Source organism: Oryzifoliimicrobium ureilyticum (genome assembly GCF_037199735.1).
Lineage (GTDB): Bacteria > Pseudomonadota > Alphaproteobacteria > Rhizobiales > Rhizobiaceae > Rhizobium > Rhizobium ureilyticus.
Genome location: NZ_JBBBVQ010000001.1, coordinates 464,001 through 485,712, shown reverse-complemented (window position 1 = coordinate 485,712; position 21,712 = coordinate 464,001). Strand labels below are relative to the sequence as shown.

Below are 21,712 nucleotides of genomic sequence, written 5' to 3'. Positions count from 1 at the left end.
AAAGAGGCGCATTATAATGCCTCATGAACAATAGAATCTCTTCTTATTTAACAACTGATACGATTTCGCCAGCGCCCTATGAGCCTCGGTCTTTCGATGATGCTTCGCAAGCTGTCGACGCGCTGACCGCTCTTTACGAGCGCAACACCGCTTTCCTCATCGATCATTTTGCTCAGCTAGCACAAGGTGCACCTGTGACAGCCCGATACCGGGCTTTCTATCCGCAGGTTTCCATCGAAACGCGCAGCTATGGCCAGGCAGATTCCAGGCTTTCTTACGGACATGTCACTGCGCCAGGCCTCTACACCACCACGGTGACGCGGCCAACTCTGTTTCGCCATTACTTGAAGAATCAACTAGACCTGTTGATGCGCAACCACCGTGTACCGGTAACGGTGTCGGAGTCGACCACGCCCATCCCCCTTCATTTCGCATTCGGCGAAGGCGCTCATGTAGAAGCATCGGGCTCGGCGTTCTTCGATATTCCGATGCGCGATATTTTCGACACGCCTGATCTCAATACGACCGATGACGAAATTGCCAATGGCGAATATCTTCCGCCCCCTGGAGAACCGTCACCGCTCGCTCCTTTCACGGCACAGCGCATCGACTATTCGCTGGCACGCCTATCGCATTACACGGCGACCGGCGCCGAACACTTCCAGAACTTCGTCCTGTTCACCAACTATCAATTCTACATGGACGAATTCTGTGCTTGGGCGCGCAAGCTCATGGCGGATGGCGGCGATGGCTATACGTCCTTTGTCGAGCCAGGCAACATCATAACCAAAGCCGGGTCTTCAAGCCCCGACCAGAACGGCGGATCCGTCAGGATGCCGCAAATGCCCGCCTATCACCTCAAGAAGAAGGGGCATGCGGGCATTACGATGGTCAATATTGGCGTAGGTCCGTCCAACGCCAAGACGATTACCGACCATATCGCCGTTCTGAGGCCGCATGCCTGGCTGATGCTTGGGCACTGCGCCGGTCTTCGCAACAGTCAAAGGCTCGGTGACTACGTTTTGGCGCATGCTTACATGCGCGAGGATCACGTTCTAGACGACGATCTGCCGCTGTGGGTACCGATCCCCGCGCTTGCTGAAGTTCAGGTCGCTTTGGAAGAGGCTGTCGAAGAGATCACCGGCTATGAGGGCTTTGAGCTCAAGCGCATCATGCGCACCGGCACCGTTGCAACGATTGATAATCGAAATTGGGAGCTGCGCGACCAACGAGGTCCCGTCAAGCGCCTGTCACAGGCACGCGCCATCGCCCTCGATATGGAATCGGCGACCATTGCTGCCAACGGCTTTCGTTTCCGCGTTCCTTACGGCACTTTGCTCTGCGTCTCCGACAAGCCGCTGCATGGCGAACTGAAGTTGCCTGGAATGGCCACCGCCTTCTACCGCACGCAGGTCAGCCAGCATCTGCAGATTGGTATCCGCGCGGTACAAAAATTGGCAGCAATGCCGCCCGAGACGCTGCATTCACGTAAGCTGCGCAGCTTCTTTGAAACAGCCTTTCAATAAAGTGCAAGCTGTTCGGTCGAGCGTTTCGAGCCTGCGTTCGACCGCAATCTCATACCGGCGATTCTTTCGGATGCCGCTTGCGTCCGAACGGTAGAGAGATAGCAGTGCCGGTCAGCGCTGAAACGATGATCAGAAGGTGTGCGTTGACGCTGGCTTTTGCAAGAGTTTCAGCGTCTGTTGTCGTGCCGAAAGCCGTTGCGCCGGCAGCGATACCTGCCGGATAAGTTCCGACGCCACCCGGCGCGTGCAAAGGCAGTACGGAGGAAAGCTCTCCGCCGAGCGCACCGCCAAAACCGGCTGATAAACTAAGGCCCATGAGACGAAGCGCCCAGGCAAGCACCAGCACCTTAACGAGCCAGTTTACGATGGTCACGAGCCAGGCTCGCAGGAATTTCATGGGGGTCGCCGGCAACCCTTCTTCGATTTCTGTCAAAAGACGTTCTGCCTTTGCAGGCGCGACACGATGCAAGGTCTTCATCAATGGGCAACGTAGAGCAAACGCAACGGCCGGGAGGAGCAAGAAAAAGCCCCAGATAACGAATGCAACGCCGCGCTCGGCAGCCGAGAGTGCAAGACCTAAACCCGCCGCAGCCAGCAGGGCATGGAGATCAAGCAGCCGCATCACAAGCAGCGCAGATGCCCCGCGCGCAAGCGGGATGGCGAACTCAGTTCGCATCAAGAGCGGAAAGCTTGTTTCACCGCTTCGAAACGGCAGCATGATGTTAAGCAGGTTATGGATCTGCGTCACACGAAACAGCGTGCTGAAGCGGCCTGACGTTTCTGCAGGAAAATAGTCGTGGATGCGCCAGGTACGCAGGACATAGGTGCTCGTCAGGAGCGCCAACGCAAAAAACACCCTTAAAACGCCAATCTCGCTCCATGAAGAGAGGATCGAGGACCATCCCCAAAGCCACTCGATAAAGGCGGCATAGCCCGCCACCATCACCACCGTCAGCAGCGTCATGCGATTGCGCATAAACCAGGATTGTCCGCTGGCAAGAGCGTAAGACTTCATGTAGTAGGCTTTCTGACTTGACGGCCGTCGGCACACCGACATGCGGCTTTTAGGAGAAATACGAATTGCATACAACGCAAGAGTCACCCGAAGCAGCCCTTTCGAACGTGCAGCCAATCGACCTTTCCATCGTAGTTCCGGTCTTTAACGAAGAAGAAAGCGTCACTCCCCTTATCGATAGAATTGCCGCGGCCATGTCCGGCTACGCCGCATCCTGGGAGCTTATTCTCGTTGACGACGGCAGCACCGACGCCACGCTTGCCAATGCCCGCAGCAAGATTTCCGATCAAGGGCTTCGGCTTCGCATTGTCGAGCTACAGCGCAATTTCGGCCAGACGGCGGCAATGCAGGCCGGCATCGATACGGCTCGCGGTCGATTGATCGCGACGATGGATGGCGACCTTCAGAACGATCCGAAAGACATTCCTGGCATGGTTGCGGAACTTGAACGCCGGGAGCTCGATCTTCTGGTTGGGTGGCGGCGGAACCGCCAGGACGGTCTGTTGTTGCGCAAAATCCCATCCTGGTGCGCCAACTACCTCATCGGGCGGATCACCGGCGTGAAACTGCACGATTACGGATGCAGCTTGAAGATCTATCAGTCCTCGATCATCAAGCAGGTCAAACTGATGGGCGAGATGCACCGTTTTATTCCTGCCTGGGTTGCAGGCGTGGTCCCGAGCTCGCGGATCGGCGAAATGGTCGTAACGCACCATGCGCGCCAGCATGGCGTATCGAAATACGGCATCTCGCGAACATTCCGGGTGATCCTCGATCTCCTGTCTGTCATGTTTTTCATGCGCTACAAGGCACGGCCCGGGCACTTTTTCGGATCGCTCGGCCTTGGCCTCGGTGCTATTTCCGTTCTCGTGCTTATCTACCTGTTCTTTGACAAGTTCATTCTTGGCAACGATATCGGAACCCGCCCTTTGCTGATGGTCGGGATCGTGTTTCTCCTGTCCTCGGTACAGCTGATCACAACAGGCATTCTGGCGGAAATGATCGCGCGGCTCTATTACCGTGACGACGCTTCGCCGAACTACATCGTACGCAAGATCTCAGAGGCTGAGACGGATGCGTAACCTCCTCGCGCGACGACCGAACACGATCTTCGCGCTTCTCTTGGCCTATTTTATTCTGGCAATCATCATCCGCGTTGCACGGCCTGGTGCGCTGAGCGCGGACGACGAAGAGCAGGCCTTCCTGTCGCAGTTCCTGCTTTTGGGATATGGCAAGCAGCCGCCTTTGTATAACTGGCTCCAGTACGGTCTCGCCGAGATCATCGGCCTTTCGGTGTTTAGCATTACATTCCTCAAAAATGCCCTGCTATGCGCCTTTTGTTTCCTGTACGGCATAGCGGCGCGCGTCGTGATCAGAAACGAAAACCTCGCCTACATCGCGATGGTAGGCGTCTTGGCATTGCCTGCCGTCTTCCTGCTGTCGCAGCGCGATCTTTCGCACACCGTCGTGGCCTTGGTTGCTGTTGCGTTGCTGCTTTTTGCTTTCTTCAGGATCCTGAAGGAACCTGATCTGACGGGCTATATGCTTGCAGGCCTCGCCATCGGTTTGGGCATTCTCTCCAAATACAACTTTGTGATCGTGCCTGCAGCAGCTCTCATTGCGATGCTTCCCGATCCCGCCTTTCGCAGACGGCTCTTCGATATCCGGGTCCTCGTCGCATTTCTCGTCGCGGCAATCATCCTTGCCCCCCATTGCTACTGGCTTTTGGCCCACCATGATCAGGTAACAGGCAGCACGCTTGCGGAGATGAAAGAAGGTGCAGAGAAGGCGCATATGCCGCTGTTCATTCTTGGCGTGCTGTCGCTTGCCCAAGCCACTCTCTTTGCCTCCGCACCGCCAGCCGCTGCCTTCGCACTTATCTTTCGGAAAGATGTCATGGCGATTGCCAAGGCCGGAGATCGATGGACCGCCGTGGTCGGACGCATGTTTGTCATCTGCATTCTTTTTGTCCTCGTCATCATGATCGGCACCGGCGCAACGCATATGCGTGAGAAATGGCTGATCTTTTTCACGGCACTTCTGCCAATCTATTTTGCGCTGAAGGTCCAGGCAGCGGGCATCGACGTGAAATCCAGGCTGGCGGAGATGACGGCGTTGGCGGCAGTGCTTTGCATAGGCGCCTTGATCGCCGTTCACGGCGGCGTCATCGCAAGACACCTTATGGGCCGCGATTCAAGACATACGGTGCCCTACGACAAGCTTGCCACCAAACTGAAACAGGAAGGGCCATTGCCAACGCTTTTTGTTGCTTCCGAGATGACACTCGCGGGGAACATGAAGTTGCAGCTGCCTTCGGCGCTTTTTCTGTACCCCGGCATGCCGGTTCCAACTCCTGAACTCAGCGGCGAACAGAAGGCGCGTGTTCTTCTTCTCTGGAATAACCCCGCACCTCCAGAGCCTCCATCGGAGGTAAAAGATTTTGCGAAACAACTTACGGGCAGTGACAATTTAACCGAAGTGACGCAATTCGATGTCCCGACAGGCCGAGGTACAAGGTCTAATTTCAATTCGTTTGCCTATGCGCATTTAGGTTCGGCTCGATGAGCCGAATGGTCGATGAACCGGAGAAAACTCCTTACTCACGCATTTTGCTGTGTCTTTTGGTGATCTATTTTTGCGCCAATTTCATCGTGCGCTTGTTATTGCCGAATACGCTGGAACTGGATGAAGGCCAGCAAATCTTCTTTTCCCAGTGGATTGCGCTCGGCTATGGTAGCCAGCCGCCCTTTTACAACTGGCTGCAGTATTTCGTCATCGAGGTCCTCGGTTCCTCGGTCTTCTCACTGGCGCTGCTCAAAAACACGCTGCTTTTATCGGCGTACCTCCTTTATTTTGGCGCCGCAAAGACAATGCTGCGTCGTGCCGATCTTGCCGCCGTCGCCACACTTGGCCTTTTGACCATTCCTCAGATTTCCTTTGAAGCGCAGCGCGATCTAAGCCACACGGTCGCAGTGATCTTCTCGGCATGCCTTTTCCTGTTTTTTCTGTGCCGAACGATCGAAAAGCCGAGTATCGCCGGCTACAGTCTGACTGGGGTAGCCATCGGCATCGGCTTCATATCGAAGTATAACTTCGTGATGTTGCCGATCGCGGCATTATTCGCGCTCGCCTTTGATGGGCAGATGCGAAAACGCATCTTGGATTGGCGTATTTTGCTCACGCTGGGATTTGCCGTTGTCATCGCCTTTCCGCATCTCATCTGGCTTAAGGGAAACATTGCGCAAGCCACTGCTGAAACGGTCGATAAAATGTCGACGGGAGATTCTAGCGTGCGGCTCTATCAGATCGCAAAGGGCCTCTTCTCATTCACTGCCGCGATCGGCGGGTTCGGCGCACTTACCTTCATCCTTTATCTAGCGGCCTTCCGGAAGAGGCTGCTGCACTCCTTGACTGCTGAAGATCGTTGGACTGCCTTCATTGAACGGCTTCTTTTGCTCTTCGCTTTCTTCATCGTCATGATCGTCGTGTTTGGCGGGGCCTCTAACATCAAGGATCGCTGGCTGACGCCTGTCATGCTCGTGCTGCCCGCTTATCTTTGCCTCAAAATGAAGGCAAGCAATGCCGCAGATCACCTCACGTTTCGTCGGTTCCTGCCAATTTGCATCGCAGTGATGGTCATCATTCCCACCATTCTGGGTGGCCGAGTTTTTGCTGCGCCATGGACGGGAAGCTATCAGAAGCTCAACATTCCCTATCAGGCCTTCGCGCGTCACGCTTTAGCAGAAAAGCAGCCTTCCTTCGTGCTTGTCAGCGATATGTCCTTGGCAGGCAATATGCGCCTGCAATTGCCTCAGGTGCCAGTGATGACCCCCGATGTTTACCCCGACCTCAAGCCATCCGCACCCTCCTTGCCGACGCCGGCATTAATCGTCTGGCACGACAGCAGGAAAGGCGTTCCGCTGATGCCTGAAAACTTGCGGGAATGGCTTGATGCGCATCGCGACCAGTACAGACCAGACGCGCCGCAAGACGTCTCGCTGCCCTATAATTACGGCAGGCCAGACGACACCTATGTTTTTCATTATATCTGGCTGGAAGCCGTAACTAACCAGTAATCCGTCATTGGTCTAACGGCTTGGTTCGCGCCGTTCCGTCTCGTGTTCGGCCGCAGCGGTGCCTTGGCGCACGAGAACCTTCAGTTCGCCGGGATGAAGCTTGAGGACGATGTCTCGCTCAAGCGGCAAGAGTTCCCCATCCATCACGCAATTTGCCTTGTGACCAAGCTTCGGAAAATGCAGACGCACCTGCGAAGGATGCAGGATCATGACGTCCGCATTTTCTCTGATTTTGCCCCGCAATAGGTCAAAGGCGAGCTTCGCCACACCTGTGGGTCTAAGCGGTCGCGCCGTATAAAAGCCGAGCTCGCCACTCGTCAGATTATCGGCATAAAGCAGAGCATTCTCGCCGAACGGATTGTTTGAGACGGATATCGCTGAGACCCGCCGCGTTTCACGCAATCCCGCCGCCTCAAATTCCACATCGAACTGGGGCGGATCAAACACAACCCCGAGAGCAGCGCGGACATTGGCGCGCATTTTTCCCAGGCGCGAGCGATAAGTAAAGGAATTGCGGTAGCGGACCATACGGGCGTGAAGTCCAGCAGAGAACTGATGGATGAACGGCCTGCCGTTTGCACTGGCGATGTCGACATGGTCGACCTCTCCGGAAGCCAATACCTCGAGCACATCCCAGATATTGAGTGGCAGTTTCAACGACCGGGCGAAGAGGTTCATGGTTCCTGCAGGCACAACACCCAGGACAAGACCGTTTTTCCAGGCAATAGAGGCCGCGGCTGAAATCGTCCCATCGCCGCCACCGGCAACAATGCCATCGATATCAGTGTGCTTGGCGGCGCGTTCCATGGCGGGAATGATTTCATTTCCGGCAAAAACAATCGCTTCGAAATCGTGGCCGGCAGCTCGGAAAACGCTCTCGGCACGCTTTTCATAAGCGGCCATGTCGGTCGTTTTGAACGTTCCGCCATCCTGGTTGAAAAATCCAATAAGCTTCATGAACCGCCACACCTCCCGGCAGATCCAACACCCGCCCGCAGCAGACACATGGTTCAAAAAACCGTGATTTCAAGCGAAGCTGGACCGGGAATCGGGCTTCGCTCATGGCATTTTTGAGATCCTGCAAGCGTGTCAGAGCTTTCGATGGCCCGTAAACAGGCCCTTGGGATGAACGCGCTGAAACGCTATTCCCTAAAAATGTGAGGCCGATATTCGCAATTACGAAAAGCTTTTCTGTAACAATGGTTTGCGAGTTCGTACGGCGCTGACGGAAAAGTTGATAGACCCCCGGAATAGGACTTGACTTTTGAATTTTTCGGAGCGACCTATCGCTCGTGAAGTCGGCGCCTGTCGTCTTCATACCGATTAACCGGAGCCATCTTTCGATGCCTAGCGACAGTAGTAGTCGATTGCCTTTGCCGTCAGCAGCTTTCGTGCACTAACCGACTCCTGTCGGCTCGCCACGATCCGCTGCGACGGCGGATCGACAGAAAGGCGAGCACGTGAATATGAACAGCTTACCTCTTCGGGCAGGCCATGCCGCCCGCGCTCTTCTTACCCCAAGCCGCGGCGGAACAATTGCCGAGCGGGTAGAAGCTCTCAATGCGCTGCCCGCTGAAAAGGCAGCGGAAACGCTTTCGCGTATGCCTTTTGAAAAGGCGATCAAAATTCTTGATCGACCAGAATTGCGCCACGCCGCACAAATCATTCCACTCATAGAGATCGGCCACGCAACCCGGCTCATCCACGGGATGGCAAACGACCGTGTTGCCGACGTCTTCCTTGAGATGGAGCCCGATGAGCGGGAACTCTTGTTTGCGCGTCTTGACGAAAATGTGCGTGTCGCAATCAAAGGACTAATGGGCTATCCGCCGCGCACTGCGGGCTCCATTATGACGACTGAATTCGTGAGCGTACCGCACACCTGGACCATCGCGCGAACCCTCGAACATATCCGCCAGGTCGAACGGACCCGCGAGACTGTTTATGCGATTTACGTTCTCGATGCTGAGACCCAAGAACTCCTGCGCGTCGTGACGCTTCGTCGTCTGATCACGGGGCAGCCGGACGCGGAGATTCTGTCCGTTGCACAAGTTGGCGAGCCTGTGACGGCAACCCCGTTGATGAAGCAGGAAGATGTCGCTCGGCTGATCCGTCGCCACGACCTCCTTGCTCTGCCCGTGATCGACGAACGCCGCCATATGCTGGGGATCGTCACTGTCGATGACGTCATCGATACGATGATTGCCGACACGACGGAGGATGCGCAAAAGTTCGGCGGGATGGAAGCACTCGGCAAGCCCTATATGAAGATTGGTTTTGCCGGAATGATCCGCAAGCGTGCCGGTTGGCTCGCCGCTCTCTTCCTCGGTGAAATGCTGACGGCTAGTGCTATGCAGCATTTTGAAGGTGAACTCGAAAAGGCCGTCGTCCTGACGCTCTTCATTCCTTTGATCATGAGCTCAGGCGGCAATTCGGGGTCACAGGCCACATCGCTCATCATACGCGCCTTGGCTATCGGCGAACTTAAACTTTCGGACTGGTGGCGCGTCGCTATCCGCGAACTACCCACAGGCATTGCGCTCGGTGCAATTCTCGGCGCCGTCGGTTTGGCCCGTGTCGTTCTCTGGCAAAGCATCGGCCTTTACGACTATGGCCAGCATTGGGTTCTTATTGGTGCAACGGTTTTCTCAGCGCTCGTGGGGATTGTCACCTTTGGCTCTCTTGCCGGCTCAATGCTGCCTTTCGGGCTCCAAAAGTTGGGGCTTGATCCAGCCAGCGCGTCTGCGCCTTTTGTGGCAACCTTGGTGGATGTGACCGGACTTGTGATCTATTTCTCGGTGGCATTGCTGATCCTCAGCGGCACCTTGTTGTAGGCGCCATGTGGGGCGTGTCAGCGATCACGTCCCACATCGTCACTGATGCGACAGAAGCAATCTCATCGCCACACGTCGCTCCGCTGAAAGCCCGTTAGCAACATCCGCCTGGAGGATCGAGGCTAGAAAAGGTGAGAGATCGCTCTCGGCAATCTCCTGAAACCCGAGCTTACAATAAAATGGCGCATTGAACGGGATAGAACGATCCGTTGTCAGGGTGATGCCATGAAGCGAGCGCTTCGCCGCCTCTTTGATTGCGACGGACATCAAACGCCGGCCGACACCCCTCTTTTGCCTGCAGGACGGACATCGATCTCCCTGACGTGAAGAAAGCCGTCCTGCTCGCGAGCCGCAAGAAAGCCAACCACCACGCGATCCGCTTCCGCCGTCCAGGTCAGGCGATCAGTGATGGCCGCGTCAACGAGATAGGCAGCAGTCGCCACACCTGCACTCTTGTAATCGCAAGCCTCAGCCCAGATCGGGAAAGCCTCAAGCTCTATTTCCGCTATCACAGCTTTATCGGAGCGCTCGGCATGGCGAATGTTGAGGTTCATTGAACCTCCTTGCACGTCGTGTTAGGACATTAGCTTTCACGCCCAGCTTCATCCGTAAGATGTTCTACTGTCCTCATCACATGTTCGGGTAGACGGGCCCTTCCCCACCCTGCGGAGGAACCCAGTTGATATTCTGGTTCGGATCCTTGATGTCGCAGGTCTTGCAATGCACGCAATTCTGACCGTTGATCACATAGGTTTCCCGGCCGTCTTTTTCGACCCACTCGTAAACGCCGGCAGGACAGTAACGCGTCGACGGTCCCGCAAAGATGGCGTGTTCCGAGCGCTTTTGCAGCTCCATGTCCTTGACCTGAAGATGGACCGGCTGGTCTTCCTCGTGATTGGTGTTGGAGAGGAAAACGGAAGAAAGCCGGTCGAAGGTCAAGACGCCGTCGGGCTTCGGATAGTCGATCTTCTTGTGGTTGGCTGCCGGCTCGAGACAGGCATAATCAGGCTTTCCATGCTTCATCGTTCCGAAGAAAGAAAAGCCGAACAACTGGTTGGTCCACATGTCGAGACCTCCCAAGGCAACCCCTACGGCTGTTCCAAACTTGGACCATAGCGGCTTGACGTTGCGCACGCGCCTCAAATCTTTGCCGATATCGCCAGATCGCCACTCGTTTTCAATTTCGACGACTTCATCATTGGCACGGCCAGCAGCAATGGCGTTTGCGAGTTTTTCGGCGGCCAGCATTCCTGACAGGACGGCATTGTGGCTGCCCTTGATGCGTGGCACGTTTACAAAACCGGCGGAACAGCCGATCAGAGCGCCGCCTGGAAAGGTGAGTTTCGGCACAGACTGATAGCCGCCTTCAGTAATGGCGCGCGCACCGTAAGAGATGCGCTTTCCACCCTCAAAGACATCGCGAATGGCAGGATGAGTCTTGAACCGCTGGAATTCCTCGAAGGGATAAAGATACGGATTCTTGTAGTTCAGATGCACGACGAACCCGACCGCGACCGTGTTGTCTTCCAAATGATAGAGGAAAGAACCGCCGCCGGTGGACATGTTCAGCGGCCAACCGAACGAATGCTGTACGAGGCCTTGCTTATGCTTCTCCGGCTTGACCTGCCATAGTTCCTTCATCCCGATGCCGAACTTCTGCGGCTCACGGCCTTCGGAAAGATTGAATTTTGCCATCAGTTGCTTGGCGAGCGAACCCCGAACCCCCTCCCCGATCAGCACATATTTTCCGAGCAAGGCCATGCCGCGCGTGTAAGCGGGTCCTGGTTCTCCATTCTTCTCAATGCCCATGTCGCCAGTCGCGACCCCGATGACGGCACCTTCGTCATTATAAAGGACCTCGGTCGCAGCAAAACCCGGATAGATCTCAACGCCGAGTTCTTCAGCCTTCGTTGCAAGCCAGCGACAGACGTTGCCAAGCGAGACGATGTAGTTGCCGTGATTGTTCATCAGCTTCGGCATCAGAATGTTGGGAAGGCGCAGCGATCCCGCAGGGCCGAGAAAAAGGAAATGATCGTCCGTGACTTTCGTCTTGAAAGGATGATCGGCCTCCTCGCGCCAGCCGGGAAGCAGGCGATCAACGCCAATTGGGTCTACCACCGCACCTGACAAGATGTGAGCCCCAACTTCCGAGCCTTTTTCCAGCACGACGACGGCAAGTTCTGGATTGATCTGCTTGAGACGAATAGCCGCCGCCAATCCGGCGGGACCTGCCCCGACGATGACCACGTCGAATTCCATAGCCTCGCGTTCAGGCAGTTCCATTGCATCAGTCATGCATCTCTCCACGCAGCGCCTTGCTGCACCGATCTCTTATCATTGCCTTCTTCTCAAAAGCACAGAGCTTTGTCGAGCCGGGAAGCGACACAGGCTTTCCCATCTTCAAGCCACCACCGACAAAATTATCTAACCTTTACGTTCACGTCAATTTTTATGAGTGATTGCAGCGGTACAAAACTCTCCTTCTGCCGCTACATCTGCCGCAAAGCCCGCTCTGTAATTAAGTGAGGCTGAAGACAGGTGCATTCAATCTCGGTTTTCGTGACACACTAAATATTGGATCAAGATAGATCTTTCGTAGTAGTGGCAAAGCGACAGACACTCGTTAGATCATCGGGGAAATGAGAGTAGACCATGGATCTTGGAATTAAAGGAAAGCGGGCGCTGGTCCTTGCCTCCTCACGAGGGCTTGGCCTTGGCATTGCAGAGGCTCTCGCGGCGGAAGGAGCAAATGTCCTTTTGTGTGGCCGCAGCAGCGACGTCTTGAAAACCAACTGCGCTGGTATCAACGCACGCGGCCACGGGCAGGCCGATTGGCTCGAAGCGGATCTGACGGATGAAGAGTTTGTCTCCACGGTGAGCTCGGCGGTAGAAAGCCGATTTGGCGGCCTCGATATTCTGGTGAACAACAGCGGCGGGCCTGTTCCCGGCTCCACGGAAGATATGACACCAGAAAAGCTGCAGACCTATTTCCTTTCCATGGTATCGAGACTGATCACTCTGACCAATCATTTTCTGCCCGGGATGAAGCAGCAAAAATGGGGACGGATAGTGACGGTCGCCTCATCGGGCGTGATCGAACCTATTTCCGGTCTTGCGCTTTCCAACACGCTGCGACCTGCCCTGGCAGGATGGAGCAAGTCCTTGGCCAATGAAGTTGGTACTCACGGCATTACGTCGAACCTACTTCTGCCGGGCAGCATTTTGACCTCGCGCCTTGATGACCTCGATGGCGCTGCCGCGGAGCGAACAGGTAAAAGTCTGGAAGACATCCGGCGCGACAAGGAAAGCCGCATTCCCGTTGGACGCTACGGAACGGTTGCAGAGTTTGCGGCTACAGCCGCTTTCCTCTGCAGCGCGCATGCCAGCTACATCACCGGTTCGATGATCCGCTGCGACGGTGGCGCAAACCAATCAGTCTAAGAAAGACCGAGGTGTCACGAAATATTCACCTGGTGTGATCCAATATTAGCGTTTAGCGCTATATCCTTTGGAACAAGGCATAAAAGCTTAAGCTTGGTAGTAAAGTTGAGACTTTTCGCGAAACGAGACAGTCATCTGGGCTTTGTTACCGAAATTTAAGTTGCGCCACAGCTTTTCGCGTGGAAGCTGAGGATAATGCCTGTGGTTTGAAGAACTTGGGCCTACCCGTTCACCAGCTGACTTTTCGGATCACTCATGAAGAAACTCCCTGTCTTACTCATCGTAATAGCAGCCGCGGCGGCGGGCGTTTGGTATTATCGAGCAGACATACCTTATGTGTCCGCCTGGCTGCCGAAGGCAGCTGGAGACACGAAGGGAGAAACAGTAAAGGCAGACGCCGGCAGCGAACAGAACGGGTCGCAAAAGGGCGGCAAGAAGCGTGGCGGCGGTCCGGCAGCGGTAAAGACGGTAGCGGCGAAAACCGCCACATTGCCGATGGACGTTCCGGCTACCGGCTGGGCCGAGGCTGAAGACACGACCACGCTTGCTGCACAGCAACAGGGAATTGTCAACGAGATCGCAGTGAAAGACGGAGTGAACGTGAAGGCGGGTGATCTTATCATCAAGCTTGACGATCGCACCGCCAAGGCTGCTGTCGAGAAAGACAAAGCAGCCATCGTCCGCGACCAGGCGACGCTCGACCAAGCCGAGACAGCATTGAAACGCGCAGGTGACCTCTTGTCCAGCCAGGCAGGCACCCAGCAGTCATTCGACCAGGCAAAGGCCGCTCGCGATACGGCTGCCGCAACCGTGGACGCCGACAAGGCCGCGCTTTCAGCCGACATGGTTCTGCTTGGAAACACGGAAATACGGGCCCCTTACGATGGCCGGCTTAGCGCGATCTCCGTCAGCGTCGGCGATGTCGTCAGCGCAGGAACAGCGCTCACAACACTTGTGAAATACGATCCGATTTATGTCCGCTTCCGCCTGCCGGAGGCTTACCTTCAACAATTGAAGAAGCAAGTTGCCTCGCAAGGGGGCTTAGTCGTTGATGCTGCCAAGGAATCGACCGGCGGCGTCGCAGACTCCGGCAAGGTGACTTTTTATGACAACGCCGTCGATACGGCATCTGGCACCATTCTGGTGAAGGCGGAATTTGATAACGCCGACGCCAAACTCTGGCCGGGGCAATCGGTGAATGTCATTGTTCGCTTCACCCCGGATGATAAAAACATCGTCGTTCCGACCGTGGCCGTGACACCAGGCGCCAATGGGTCTATCGTTTATGTCGTGCAAGATGGGAAGGTTCACCTTACGCCGGTGACGGTTGCTCGCACGAATGGAGACATGACGGCGATTGCCAAAGGCTTGTCCGAAGGCGCTCGCGTCGTCGTGGAAGGACGCAGCCAGTTGGTTGACGGTCAGACAGTTGCCGATCAAGGCGACAGCGATAACAAACAGACGCCAGTTGCAGACAATCAGTCAATGACCACGGGAGCCGTCGCCGAATGATCCCAGAATTTTGCATTCGCCGTCCGGTCGCGACCACCCTGCTTGCCATCGGCGCAGTCCTGGCAGGCCTTGCCGGCTATAAACAACTGCCCGTGGCAGCGCTTCCTCAGGTCGATTTTCCGACCATCAACGTGTCCGCCAGTCTGACGGGCGCATCGCCGCAGACCATGGCAACATCGGTTGCCACGCCGCTCATCAAACAATTCCAAACGATCCCCGGGATCAGCGAAATCAGCGCCAGTAACTCGCTCGGCAATACCAATATCGTTCTGCAGTTCGATCTGAACCGGAATATCGATGCGGCCGCGGCAGACGTACAGGCTGCGATTTCGACTGCCACTCGAAAGCTTCCAGACAATCTGACCACGCCGCCAAGCTATCGCAAGACCAACCCGGCCGATGCGCCGGTTCTTCTTTTGGCGGTCGCCAGCGATACCATGCCGCGCAGCAAGGTGGACGATATTGCTGAAAATATCATTTCTCCAACGCTCTCGACACTGTCGGGCGTCGCTGAAGTGAATGTTTACGGCGCCCAGACCTATGCTGTACGCGTTGAGGTGGACCCCGCAAAATTGAAAGCCCGAAGCCTTAGTGTTGGGACCGTCTCCAACGCAATCGCTGCGGCAAACGACCAAACACCAGTCGGAACGCTGCAGAACCACCAGCAGCAGCTGACGATCAATGCTGACACGCAGCGTACCAACGCCGAACAATTCCGCTCGCTGGTCGTGTCGTCTCCAAATGGAGCACCAATCCACCTTTCCGACATTGCCGACGTTCAGGACAGCGTGGAAAGCACGACCTCGGGCAGTTGGTACGATGGTAAGCAGGCGATCATCCTTGCTGTGCAGCGCCAGCCCGATGCGAACACCGTTGAAGTCGTCGACCGCGTCCTGGCAAAGCTGCCGGGTATGAAGGCCGAATTGCCACCTTCGGTCAGCATCAATGTGATGAACGATTCATCCGTAGCGATCCGCGAAGCCATCCATGACGTCCAGTTCACCCTGGCACTGACCATTGGATTGGTTATCCTGGTCATCTACTTCTTCACTGGGCGGCTTGCAGCCACGATCATTCCGGGACTTGCCGTTCCCTTGTCGCTGATCACAACCTTTGGGGTGATGTATCTTCTCGGCTACAGCGTCGACAACATCTCACTTCTGGCGCTCACTCTCTCGGTCGGTCTCGTGGTCGATGATGCTATCGTGATGTTGGAAAATATCATGCGGCACATTGAAGAGGGAATGCACCCGCTTCAGGCGGCGCTCAAAGGAGCATCCGAGGTAAGCTATACCATCGTATCCATGTCGATCTCGCTAATCGCCGTGTTCATCCCTATTCTGTTGATGGGCGGGGTCGTCGGTCGTGTCTTCAACGAGTTCGGGATGGTCGTGGCCATCTCGATCATAGCCTCTGCGGCGGTTTCTCTGACCGTGACGCCTATGCTGGCATCGCGTCTATCTGACAAGGAGCATAAGCCAGGTTTTCTGGTTCGCATGTTCGATAAGGGCTTTGACTGGACCCTGCGTGGTTACGATTGCAGCGTTGGATGGTGCTTGCGAAACCGAGGTATCGTTTTGCTGTGCTTCCTCGGTTCGGTCGTAGGCTCCGTCATTCTGTTCAAGACGCTCCCCCCGAGCTTCTTCCCTCAGGAAGACACCGGACGTTTGACGGTTTCTACTCAAGCCCGCGAAGACATCTCCTACCCCGCAATGCGCGACCTTCAAGCGCAGGTTGTCACTCTCATTCGCGCCAATCCGGCGGTCGCGCATGTCACCTCCATCGTCGGAGGCAACACGCGTAACCCGCTGAACAACGGCACGATCTTCGTGGAACTGAAGGATAAAAAGGCACGCGAACCGCTCGAAACGACCCTGAGTGAGCTTCGTCGCTCTTTGGGTAAAGTCGCTGGCATCCGCAGTTATATCACGCCGCAGCAAAGCCTTCGCTTTGGTGGACGGAGTTCCGCCAGCCAGTATCAGCTTGTTGTCCAGGCGATCGATCCGAAGCAAACCGATCTTTGGTCGGGCAAACTGTTGACCGCCATGCGCGGCGACAGAGACCACTTCACCGACGTGACGACGGATGCACAGAATTCGGCTATTGAGGCCAATGTTGTGTTCGATGCTCAAAAAGCGGCAGCCTATGGCATCACAGAAGCCCGGATGCGCCAAACGTTGGAAATGGCATTCGGCGGCTATACGGCGGCGCAGATCCAGTCGACTGGCAACAGCTATGACGTCATCATGGAGTTCGACCAGGATCAGCCCTGGAACGACCAGATGCTGAACAATGTCGATGTCGAATCGGCGAGCGGAGCTATGGTGCCGTTGTCGAGCTTCGCGCATGTCGAACGGACGGTGGCGCCAGTGACCGTCAACCAGACGGGCCAGCTGGTATCCACGACCATCTCGTTCAATCTGCCGGAAGGCGTTGCGTTGGGAACTGCGACAGAAGCAATCAATGCGATCAAGGCAGATATCCAGATGCCAACCGACGTCTTTACGTCCTACGGCGGCACGGCACAGATCTTCCAGCAGTCGCAGGGCAACACGCCCATGCTGATCCTAGCAGCCGTTCTGACGATCTACGTCGTCCTCGGCGTGCTTTATGAAAGCTACATCCATCCACTGACGATCCTCTCAGGTCTGCCGGCAGCAGCATTCGGTGCGTTGATCGCGCTTGAGGTTCTCGGCTTCGACCTGTCGATCATCGCCTTGATCGGTCTTTTGATGCTCATCGGTATCGTCAAAAAGAACGCGATCATGATGATCGACGTGGCGGTCGATACGATGCGCACGACGGGCGAAAAAGCGGGTGCAGCAATTCATGAAGCTTGCGTTCGCCGGTTCCGGCCGATCATGATGACGACCTTCTGCGCGCTCTTGGGCGCTCTGCCGATCGCCATCGGCGGCGGTGCAAGCTCGGAGCTTCGCCAGCCGCTTGGTGTTGCGGTGGTGGGCGGTCTCGTCGTGTCACAGGTTTTGACCCTGTTCATCACGCCGGTTATTTTCGTGGAAATGGACCGCTTCGGCAATTGGCTGAACCGACTGCGCAAAGGCAAGAATGCCGAAGAGCAGGAAGAACCGAGACAGGTTATGGCGGCCGAATAAGGATACACTGCCAACAAGAAAATTGCTCAGCGCGCCGCGCCTTTCAACAGTGGCACAAACGTCGCGCTAGCGCCTTAGGTTGCGCTGTTAAGCTCCCCATAGAACCGTCGGGATTTTTAAACCGGTGCTTTCAGTACTTTTTCGCCCGAGCCATCAAAGCCGGGCGATTTCTCTATCAGCTTTTTTCTCTACACGCTTGCTTCGGCTGCACGCTCATGGCATTTGGCCGGCGTCAGTATTTAAGGCTGGCCAAGTTTCACCCGACGTCAATCACCGAAAAGCCATAGCGGCCCTTGTGCCGATAGCCTCCGCGTTGGCGCTGCAAGGGCGATCGGCTGTCGCGCGGGATCATGAGATACAAGGAGATGAACGATGGCGCAGGCCCTGGGTTTGGACTTCGGCACCACCAATACTGTTCTGGCGACAGTATCAGGCAATGCCACGCAATCCATGCATTTTTCCAGCAGTACCGGTACCAGCGATAGCATGCGTACGGCCTTGTCCTTCATGAAGGACCGCCAACTTGGCGCAGCTGCCTTGAAGGTCGAGGCAGGCCAAGCTGCCATCCAACAGTTCATTGACAATCCCGGAGATTGTCGCTTTCTGCAATCGATCAAGACATTTGCTGCCAGTGCCCTCTTCCAGGGGACCATCGTCTTCGCCCGCCGATACGAATTCGAAGATTTGATGGAAGTGTTTCTCACGCGCTTGAAGCATTATGCTGGCGAAGAATGGGATGCGGGCGTCAAGCGTATCGTTGCCGGGCGTCCGGTCCACTTTGCCGGTGCCAATCCCGATGCCGGTCTTGCCATGCGCAGATACAACGAAGCCCTGAGCCGTTTTGGTTTTCCAGAGATCCACTACGTCTATGAACCGGTTGCCGCCGCTTTCTACTTTGCACAGAACCTGAAGAAAGACGCGACGGTTCTCGTTGCCGACTTTGGCGGTGGTACAACGGACTATTCCTTGATCCGTTTCGAGACCAAAGGCGGGCGTCTTCAGGCAACACCTATCGGATATTCCGGCGTCGGCGTTGCCGGCGATCACTTCGATTACCGCATGATCGACAATATCGTCGCACCGGTCATCGGCAAGGGGAGTCATTTCAAGAGTTTCGACAAGGTTCTTGAAGTTCCCTCCAACTACTATTCGAGTTTTGGTCGCTGGAATCTTTTGTCGATCTTCAAGACGTCTCGCGAATTTGAAGATCTGAAGAAGCTCGTCAGAACCGCTTTGGAGCCAGAAAAGCTGGAGACATTCATCGATCTCGTCGACCATGATGAAGGCTATCCCCTTTACCAGTCCGTGTCGCGAACGAAGATGGCCTTATCGTCGGCAGAAGAAGCCCTCTTCGAATTTGCACCGCTGGGTGCTGGCGCGCGTCGGGTCGTCCGCCGATCCGAATTTGAAAGCTGGATTGCCGAGGATCTTACGCGGATCGAAGCTGCGCTGGACGACGTCCTTGTGACGACCAACACGCCGACATCGCAAATCGACAAAGTCTTCTTGACCGGTGGGACCTCATTCGTTCCAGCCGTGCGGCGGCTATTCGAGGACAGGTTCGGCCACAAGCGTATCGAGACAGGCGGCGAGCTTCTGTCGATTGCACATGGCTTGGCTATGATTGGAGAACGAGACGATATTGAAGAGTGGACCGTCAAGGCGCAGATGTGAATCAAATCTATGGTTTGAACGTACGTCCTCGTCTTGTGGCTCAACGCGAAGAGAATACGGGGGATATGTCAAAAGCATTTCCCCCTTTGGCACGAATGACACTACAATCGGCCCATGATCTCTGCTGAAGACCTTTCACCTGCCCAACTGGCCGCCCTGCTTGCGTTTCATGCTGAAGCGGGTGTGGAATGGCTTGTTGAAGAGGAGGCTATCGATCGCTTTGCCGAGTTTCAAGCTGCAAGGGAAGCCAGACAGGCGGCTCCCTCCCCTGCAGCCCAGGTCGCCGCGCCTTCAAATGGGAAGGCCGCCGCTGCGCAAAATCATGCTGCTCCATCTCCAGCGGCCCGTGCGCCATCGCGTCGCGAGACAGTCATCCCTGATGGTGAGGCCATACAACAGGCCAGATTTGCCGCCGAGAGCGCGACGACGCTGGAAGAGTTGAGGACAGCGCTGGAGAATTTCGAAGGCTGCAACCTGAAGCGAAGTGCACGCAGCACCGTTTTCGCAACGGGCTCTGCAGAAAGCGGTATTATGGTGATAGGGTCGGCACCCACAGCCGATGATGATCGCGACGGTATTCCTTTCGCCGGGCGATGCGGTGATCTGCTCGATAAGATGCTGGCAGCGATGGGCCTGCAGCGAGACAGCATTTTGCTGACGCAGGCGATTGCATGGCGGCCTCCCGGAAACCGTACACCATCGCCGGCAGAGGCCGATATCTGCAAGCCGTTTATCGAAAGACAAATCGCATTGGCAAAGCCGCAAGCGATCCTGCTGCTCGGCAACTTCGCAGCCCGGTTCTTTTTCGGAGAGGGCGATTCTATACATGGGCTTCGCGGTCGCTGGCATGAGATTGCAGCCGACCACAAAGCTGTTCCCGCCATGGCCACCATGCACCCCCAGGACTTGATCACTGCGCCGCTGAATAAACGGCTCGTATGGCGTGATCTCCAGCACTTCAAGCTGCGTCTTGATGACCTGGCCTTGCTTCAAAAATAGCCAATTATTGAAATTTTATGAACGCGCTATGCTTTTGATGCATACCTGTTCAGTCGCTCGTGCGCCTTGTGAAATCAGTACTGCAGCGCAATATATGGTGGTGTCTTGGGAGGAACTGTCAGGAACCAAGGCCATGAGCGCAGAACATCGTTTTATACATAGCGGGTTTGAAACCCTTAGGCTGGCCGCCCAACCGGCGCGCAGCGGACATAGCTTCCGCCGTGCGGATTTTGTGACCAACGAGCAGATCATTGCTCGCGGCACGGGCGCAAGCAGCCGAATTTCCCGGCCGTTGGATCTTTTTGCAGAATTTCAGCGCTACTGAGTGAAAGGAGCCGTTTATGTCGATCTCCGTCAATCCGATCATTCGTTCGCTTCGTGTCTTCGAAGACATTCGTTCCGCCGTGGGTGCCGCAAAAGAGTTCAAGTGCCGGCAGGCTGACAAGGACGGACGCGCCGTTACGGTTGCCCTCTAAACCAATCGACGCCCAGTGCTTTCCAAGACCGCAGGCAGCTCTTCCAGCCTCAGGCTGCCTGCCTTACTCTTGCCCGCTCCAGCCCTAGTTGGCGCTCTCGATAAATGATGAAGAGCCCGGATCCGGCAACGATCACGGTACCGATGAGTGTGTTGAGGCTCGGGACTTCCCCAAACAGACTGTAGCCGACAATTCCCCCGAATAGGATGGAGGTATACTCAAACGGTGCGACGGTCGAAACGTCGGCATGACGATAACACTCAGTGAGAAAAATTTGAGCAATTCCACCGAGGAAACCCGCCGCCACAAGCAATAACTTCTGCTGCCAATCCAGTGTCATCCAGCCAAAAGGAAGGGTCAGAAGCGATAAGATCGATGCCGTCACAGAAAAATAAAGGACGATCGTTGTCGTCTTTTCTTCCTCGACAAGACGGCGAACCTGAATCATTGCCATGCCGGCAATGACCGAGGCCATGAGCATGCTCAAGGCTCCGATCGCCTGTTCTGACTGCATCCCTCCCGTTCGAAACAAGGTCAGCTGCGGCCATGATACGATCATCACGCCGATGATTCCGACAACGACTGCAGACCAGCGATAGATCCTGACGGTCTCCTTCAGAAAAATGGCTGCAAAGGCGACCGCGACCAGTGGCGTCGCATAGCCAAGAGAGATTGCTTCGGGAAGCGGGAGCATCATCAACCCAAAAAAGCCGAGCGCCATGGCAATCAATCCGAGCGTGCCGCGCTTCAGGTGGCCTAAGGGATTACGAGTCTTCCAGGCTTCGACCAACTGACTGCGCAAAGCAAGGTAGAGCATGATCGGAACGAACGCGAAGGCTGAGCGAAAGAAAGTAACCTGTCCCGCTGGTATTTCGTCGCCCGCCAACTTTATGAAGGTTTGCATTCCCAAAAATAGCAGAACCGAACCGATCTTCAGGAGAATGCCGCGTATCGGCCCATCCAAAGAAAGCGGCATACTTCATCCCCCTGCGGCGTCGGCCGGAAATCCGCCAGAATTTCGGGTCCACCCGATGAGTAAATTCAAA

Annotated in this window: 18 protein-coding genes; 12 read left to right on the top strand and 6 right to left on the bottom strand. The window is 55.6% G+C overall.

What is annotated here, in order from left to right:
* The first annotated feature begins 23 nt into the window (after positions 1 to 23).
* Positions 24 to 1,526 (top strand): AMP nucleosidase, encoded by a 1,503-nt coding sequence (locus tag VQ830_RS02300; protein ID WP_337266431.1) that lies wholly within the window; start codon positions 24 to 26, stop codon positions 1,524 to 1,526.
* A 49-nt stretch (positions 1,527 to 1,575) separates the two neighbouring features.
* Here VQ830_RS02300 and VQ830_RS02295 read toward each other — a convergent pair whose 3' ends face one another.
* Complete coding sequence (locus tag VQ830_RS02295; protein ID WP_337266430.1) at positions 1,576 to 2,541, bottom strand: lysylphosphatidylglycerol synthase domain-containing protein; 966 nt, start codon at positions 2,539 to 2,541, stop codon at positions 1,576 to 1,578.
* A gap of 65 nt (positions 2,542 to 2,606) precedes the next feature.
* Here VQ830_RS02295 and VQ830_RS02290 point away from each other — a divergent pair, with 65 nt between their 5' ends.
* Genes VQ830_RS02290 through VQ830_RS02280 form a run of 3 tightly spaced genes read left to right on the top strand, consistent with a single transcriptional unit; the run spans position 2,607 to position 6,617 of the window.
* Positions 2,607 to 3,623: a glycosyltransferase family 2 protein gene (locus VQ830_RS02290; RefSeq protein WP_337266429.1), complete on the top strand. Its 1,017-nt coding sequence runs from the start codon at positions 2,607 to 2,609 to the stop codon at positions 3,621 to 3,623.
* Positions 3,616 to 5,106, top strand: a complete 1,491-nt coding sequence (locus tag VQ830_RS02285; protein ID WP_337266428.1) for a glycosyltransferase family 39 protein — start codon at positions 3,616 to 3,618, stop codon at positions 5,104 to 5,106. Before VQ830_RS02290 ends, VQ830_RS02285 begins: the two co-directional genes overlap by 8 nt.
* A complete protein-coding gene (locus tag VQ830_RS02280; protein ID WP_337266427.1) occupies positions 5,103 to 6,617 on the top strand; it encodes a glycosyltransferase family 39 protein in 1,515 nt (504 codons plus the stop codon). Before VQ830_RS02285 ends, VQ830_RS02280 begins: the two co-directional genes overlap by 4 nt.
* 12 nt (positions 6,618 to 6,629) lie before the next feature.
* Here VQ830_RS02280 and VQ830_RS02275 read toward each other — a convergent pair whose 3' ends face one another.
* Positions 6,630 to 7,574 carry a diacylglycerol/lipid kinase family protein gene (locus VQ830_RS02275; RefSeq protein WP_337266426.1) on the bottom strand — a complete coding sequence of 315 codons (945 nt, stop codon included), beginning with the start codon at positions 7,572 to 7,574 and terminating at the stop codon, positions 6,630 to 6,632.
* 503 nt (positions 7,575 to 8,077) lie between these two features.
* On the opposite strand from VQ830_RS02275, the gene mgtE reads away from it, so the two are divergent.
* Positions 8,078 to 9,451, top strand: a complete 1,374-nt coding sequence (gene mgtE, locus VQ830_RS02270; protein ID WP_337266425.1) for a magnesium transporter — start codon at positions 8,078 to 8,080, stop codon at positions 9,449 to 9,451.
* A gap of 39 nt (positions 9,452 to 9,490) precedes the next feature.
* Here the strand turns inward: mgtE and VQ830_RS02265 are convergent, their stop codons facing one another.
* The 3 genes from VQ830_RS02265 to VQ830_RS02255 all read right to left on the bottom strand — a co-directional run bounded on the left by VQ830_RS02265 (position 9,491) and on the right by VQ830_RS02255 (position 11,746).
* Positions 9,491 to 9,718 carry a GNAT family N-acetyltransferase gene (locus VQ830_RS02265; RefSeq protein WP_337266424.1) on the bottom strand — a complete coding sequence of 76 codons (228 nt, stop codon included), beginning with the start codon at positions 9,716 to 9,718 and terminating at the stop codon, positions 9,491 to 9,493.
* Entirely contained in the window at positions 9,718 to 10,005 is a 288-nt protein-coding gene (locus VQ830_RS02260) for a GNAT family N-acetyltransferase (RefSeq protein ID WP_337266423.1), read from the bottom strand. The genes VQ830_RS02265 and VQ830_RS02260 overlap by 1 nt, the downstream gene beginning before the upstream one ends.
* A 76-nt stretch (positions 10,006 to 10,081) precedes the next feature.
* Positions 10,082 to 11,746: an electron transfer flavoprotein-ubiquinone oxidoreductase gene (locus tag VQ830_RS02255; protein ID WP_337266422.1), complete on the bottom strand. Its 1,665-nt coding sequence runs from the start codon at positions 11,744 to 11,746 to the stop codon at positions 10,082 to 10,084.
* A gap of 357 nt (positions 11,747 to 12,103) precedes the next feature.
* Here VQ830_RS02255 and VQ830_RS02250 point away from each other — a divergent pair, with 357 nt between their 5' ends.
* The 7 genes from VQ830_RS02250 (at position 12,104) to VQ830_RS02220 (ending at position 20,666) form a co-directional block, all read left to right on the top strand.
* On the top strand, positions 12,104 to 12,892 hold the full coding sequence (locus VQ830_RS02250) for an SDR family oxidoreductase (protein WP_337266421.1): 789 nt from the start codon (positions 12,104 to 12,106) through the stop codon (positions 12,890 to 12,892).
* Between the two features lie 255 nt (positions 12,893 to 13,147).
* Positions 13,148 to 14,404 (top strand): efflux RND transporter periplasmic adaptor subunit, encoded by a 1,257-nt coding sequence (locus tag VQ830_RS02245; RefSeq protein ID WP_337266420.1) that lies wholly within the window; start codon positions 13,148 to 13,150, stop codon positions 14,402 to 14,404.
* Complete coding sequence (locus VQ830_RS02240; protein ID WP_337266419.1) at positions 14,401 to 17,517, top strand: efflux RND transporter permease subunit; 3,117 nt, start codon at positions 14,401 to 14,403, stop codon at positions 17,515 to 17,517. Before VQ830_RS02245 ends, VQ830_RS02240 begins: the two co-directional genes overlap by 4 nt.
* Before the next feature lie 372 nt (positions 17,518 to 17,889).
* Entirely contained in the window at positions 17,890 to 19,191 is a 1,302-nt protein-coding gene (locus VQ830_RS02235; RefSeq protein ID WP_337266418.1) for an Hsp70 family protein, read from the top strand.
* Between the two features lie 114 nt (positions 19,192 to 19,305).
* Positions 19,306 to 20,190 (top strand): uracil-DNA glycosylase, encoded by an 885-nt coding sequence (locus tag VQ830_RS02230; protein WP_337266417.1) that lies wholly within the window; start codon positions 19,306 to 19,308, stop codon positions 20,188 to 20,190.
* Positions 20,165 to 20,515 (top strand): hypothetical protein, encoded by a 351-nt coding sequence (locus tag VQ830_RS28775; RefSeq protein WP_438617140.1) that lies wholly within the window; start codon positions 20,165 to 20,167, stop codon positions 20,513 to 20,515. The genes VQ830_RS02230 and VQ830_RS28775 overlap by 26 nt, the downstream gene beginning before the upstream one ends.
* 16 nt (positions 20,516 to 20,531) lie before the next feature.
* Positions 20,532 to 20,666: a hypothetical protein gene (locus tag VQ830_RS02220; RefSeq protein WP_337266416.1), complete on the top strand. Its 135-nt coding sequence runs from the start codon at positions 20,532 to 20,534 to the stop codon at positions 20,664 to 20,666.
* A 49-nt stretch (positions 20,667 to 20,715) separates the two neighbouring features.
* Here VQ830_RS02220 and VQ830_RS02215 read toward each other — a convergent pair whose 3' ends face one another.
* Positions 20,716 to 21,642: a DMT family transporter gene (locus tag VQ830_RS02215; protein ID WP_337266415.1), complete on the bottom strand. Its 927-nt coding sequence runs from the start codon at positions 21,640 to 21,642 to the stop codon at positions 20,716 to 20,718.
* Positions 21,643 to 21,712 lie beyond the last annotated feature (70 nt).

Coding starts and splice junctions, on each gene's coding strand:
- VQ830_RS02300 (WP_337266431.1), top strand. CDS start 24: ATGAACAATAGAATCTCTTCTTATTTAACAACTGATACGATTTCGCCA.
- VQ830_RS02295 (WP_337266430.1), bottom strand. CDS start 2,541: ATGAAGTCTTACGCTCTTGCCAGCGGACAATCCTGGTTTATGCGCAAT.
- VQ830_RS02285 (WP_337266428.1), top strand. CDS start 3,616: ATGCGTAACCTCCTCGCGCGACGACCGAACACGATCTTCGCGCTTCTC.
- VQ830_RS02280 (WP_337266427.1), top strand. CDS start 5,103: ATGAGCCGAATGGTCGATGAACCGGAGAAAACTCCTTACTCACGCATT.
- VQ830_RS02275 (WP_337266426.1), bottom strand. CDS start 7,574: ATGAAGCTTATTGGATTTTTCAACCAGGATGGCGGAACGTTCAAAACG.
- VQ830_RS02265 (WP_337266424.1), bottom strand. CDS start 9,718: ATGTCCGTCGCAATCAAAGAGGCGGCGAAGCGCTCGCTTCATGGCATC.
- VQ830_RS02260 (WP_337266423.1), bottom strand. CDS start 10,005: ATGAACCTCAACATTCGCCATGCCGAGCGCTCCGATAAAGCTGTGATA.
- VQ830_RS02255 (WP_337266422.1), bottom strand. CDS start 11,746: ATGACTGATGCAATGGAACTGCCTGAACGCGAGGCTATGGAATTCGAC.
- VQ830_RS02250 (WP_337266421.1), top strand. CDS start 12,104: ATGGATCTTGGAATTAAAGGAAAGCGGGCGCTGGTCCTTGCCTCCTCA.
- VQ830_RS02245 (WP_337266420.1), top strand. CDS start 13,148: ATGAAGAAACTCCCTGTCTTACTCATCGTAATAGCAGCCGCGGCGGCG.
- VQ830_RS02240 (WP_337266419.1), top strand. CDS start 14,401: ATGATCCCAGAATTTTGCATTCGCCGTCCGGTCGCGACCACCCTGCTT.
- VQ830_RS02235 (WP_337266418.1), top strand. CDS start 17,890: ATGGCGCAGGCCCTGGGTTTGGACTTCGGCACCACCAATACTGTTCTG.
- VQ830_RS02230 (WP_337266417.1), top strand. CDS start 19,306: ATGATCTCTGCTGAAGACCTTTCACCTGCCCAACTGGCCGCCCTGCTT.
- VQ830_RS28775 (WP_438617140.1), top strand. CDS start 20,165: ATGACCTGGCCTTGCTTCAAAAATAGCCAATTATTGAAATTTTATGAA.
- VQ830_RS02220 (WP_337266416.1), top strand. CDS start 20,532: ATGTCGATCTCCGTCAATCCGATCATTCGTTCGCTTCGTGTCTTCGAA.
- VQ830_RS02215 (WP_337266415.1), bottom strand. CDS start 21,642: ATGCCGCTTTCTTTGGATGGGCCGATACGCGGCATTCTCCTGAAGATC.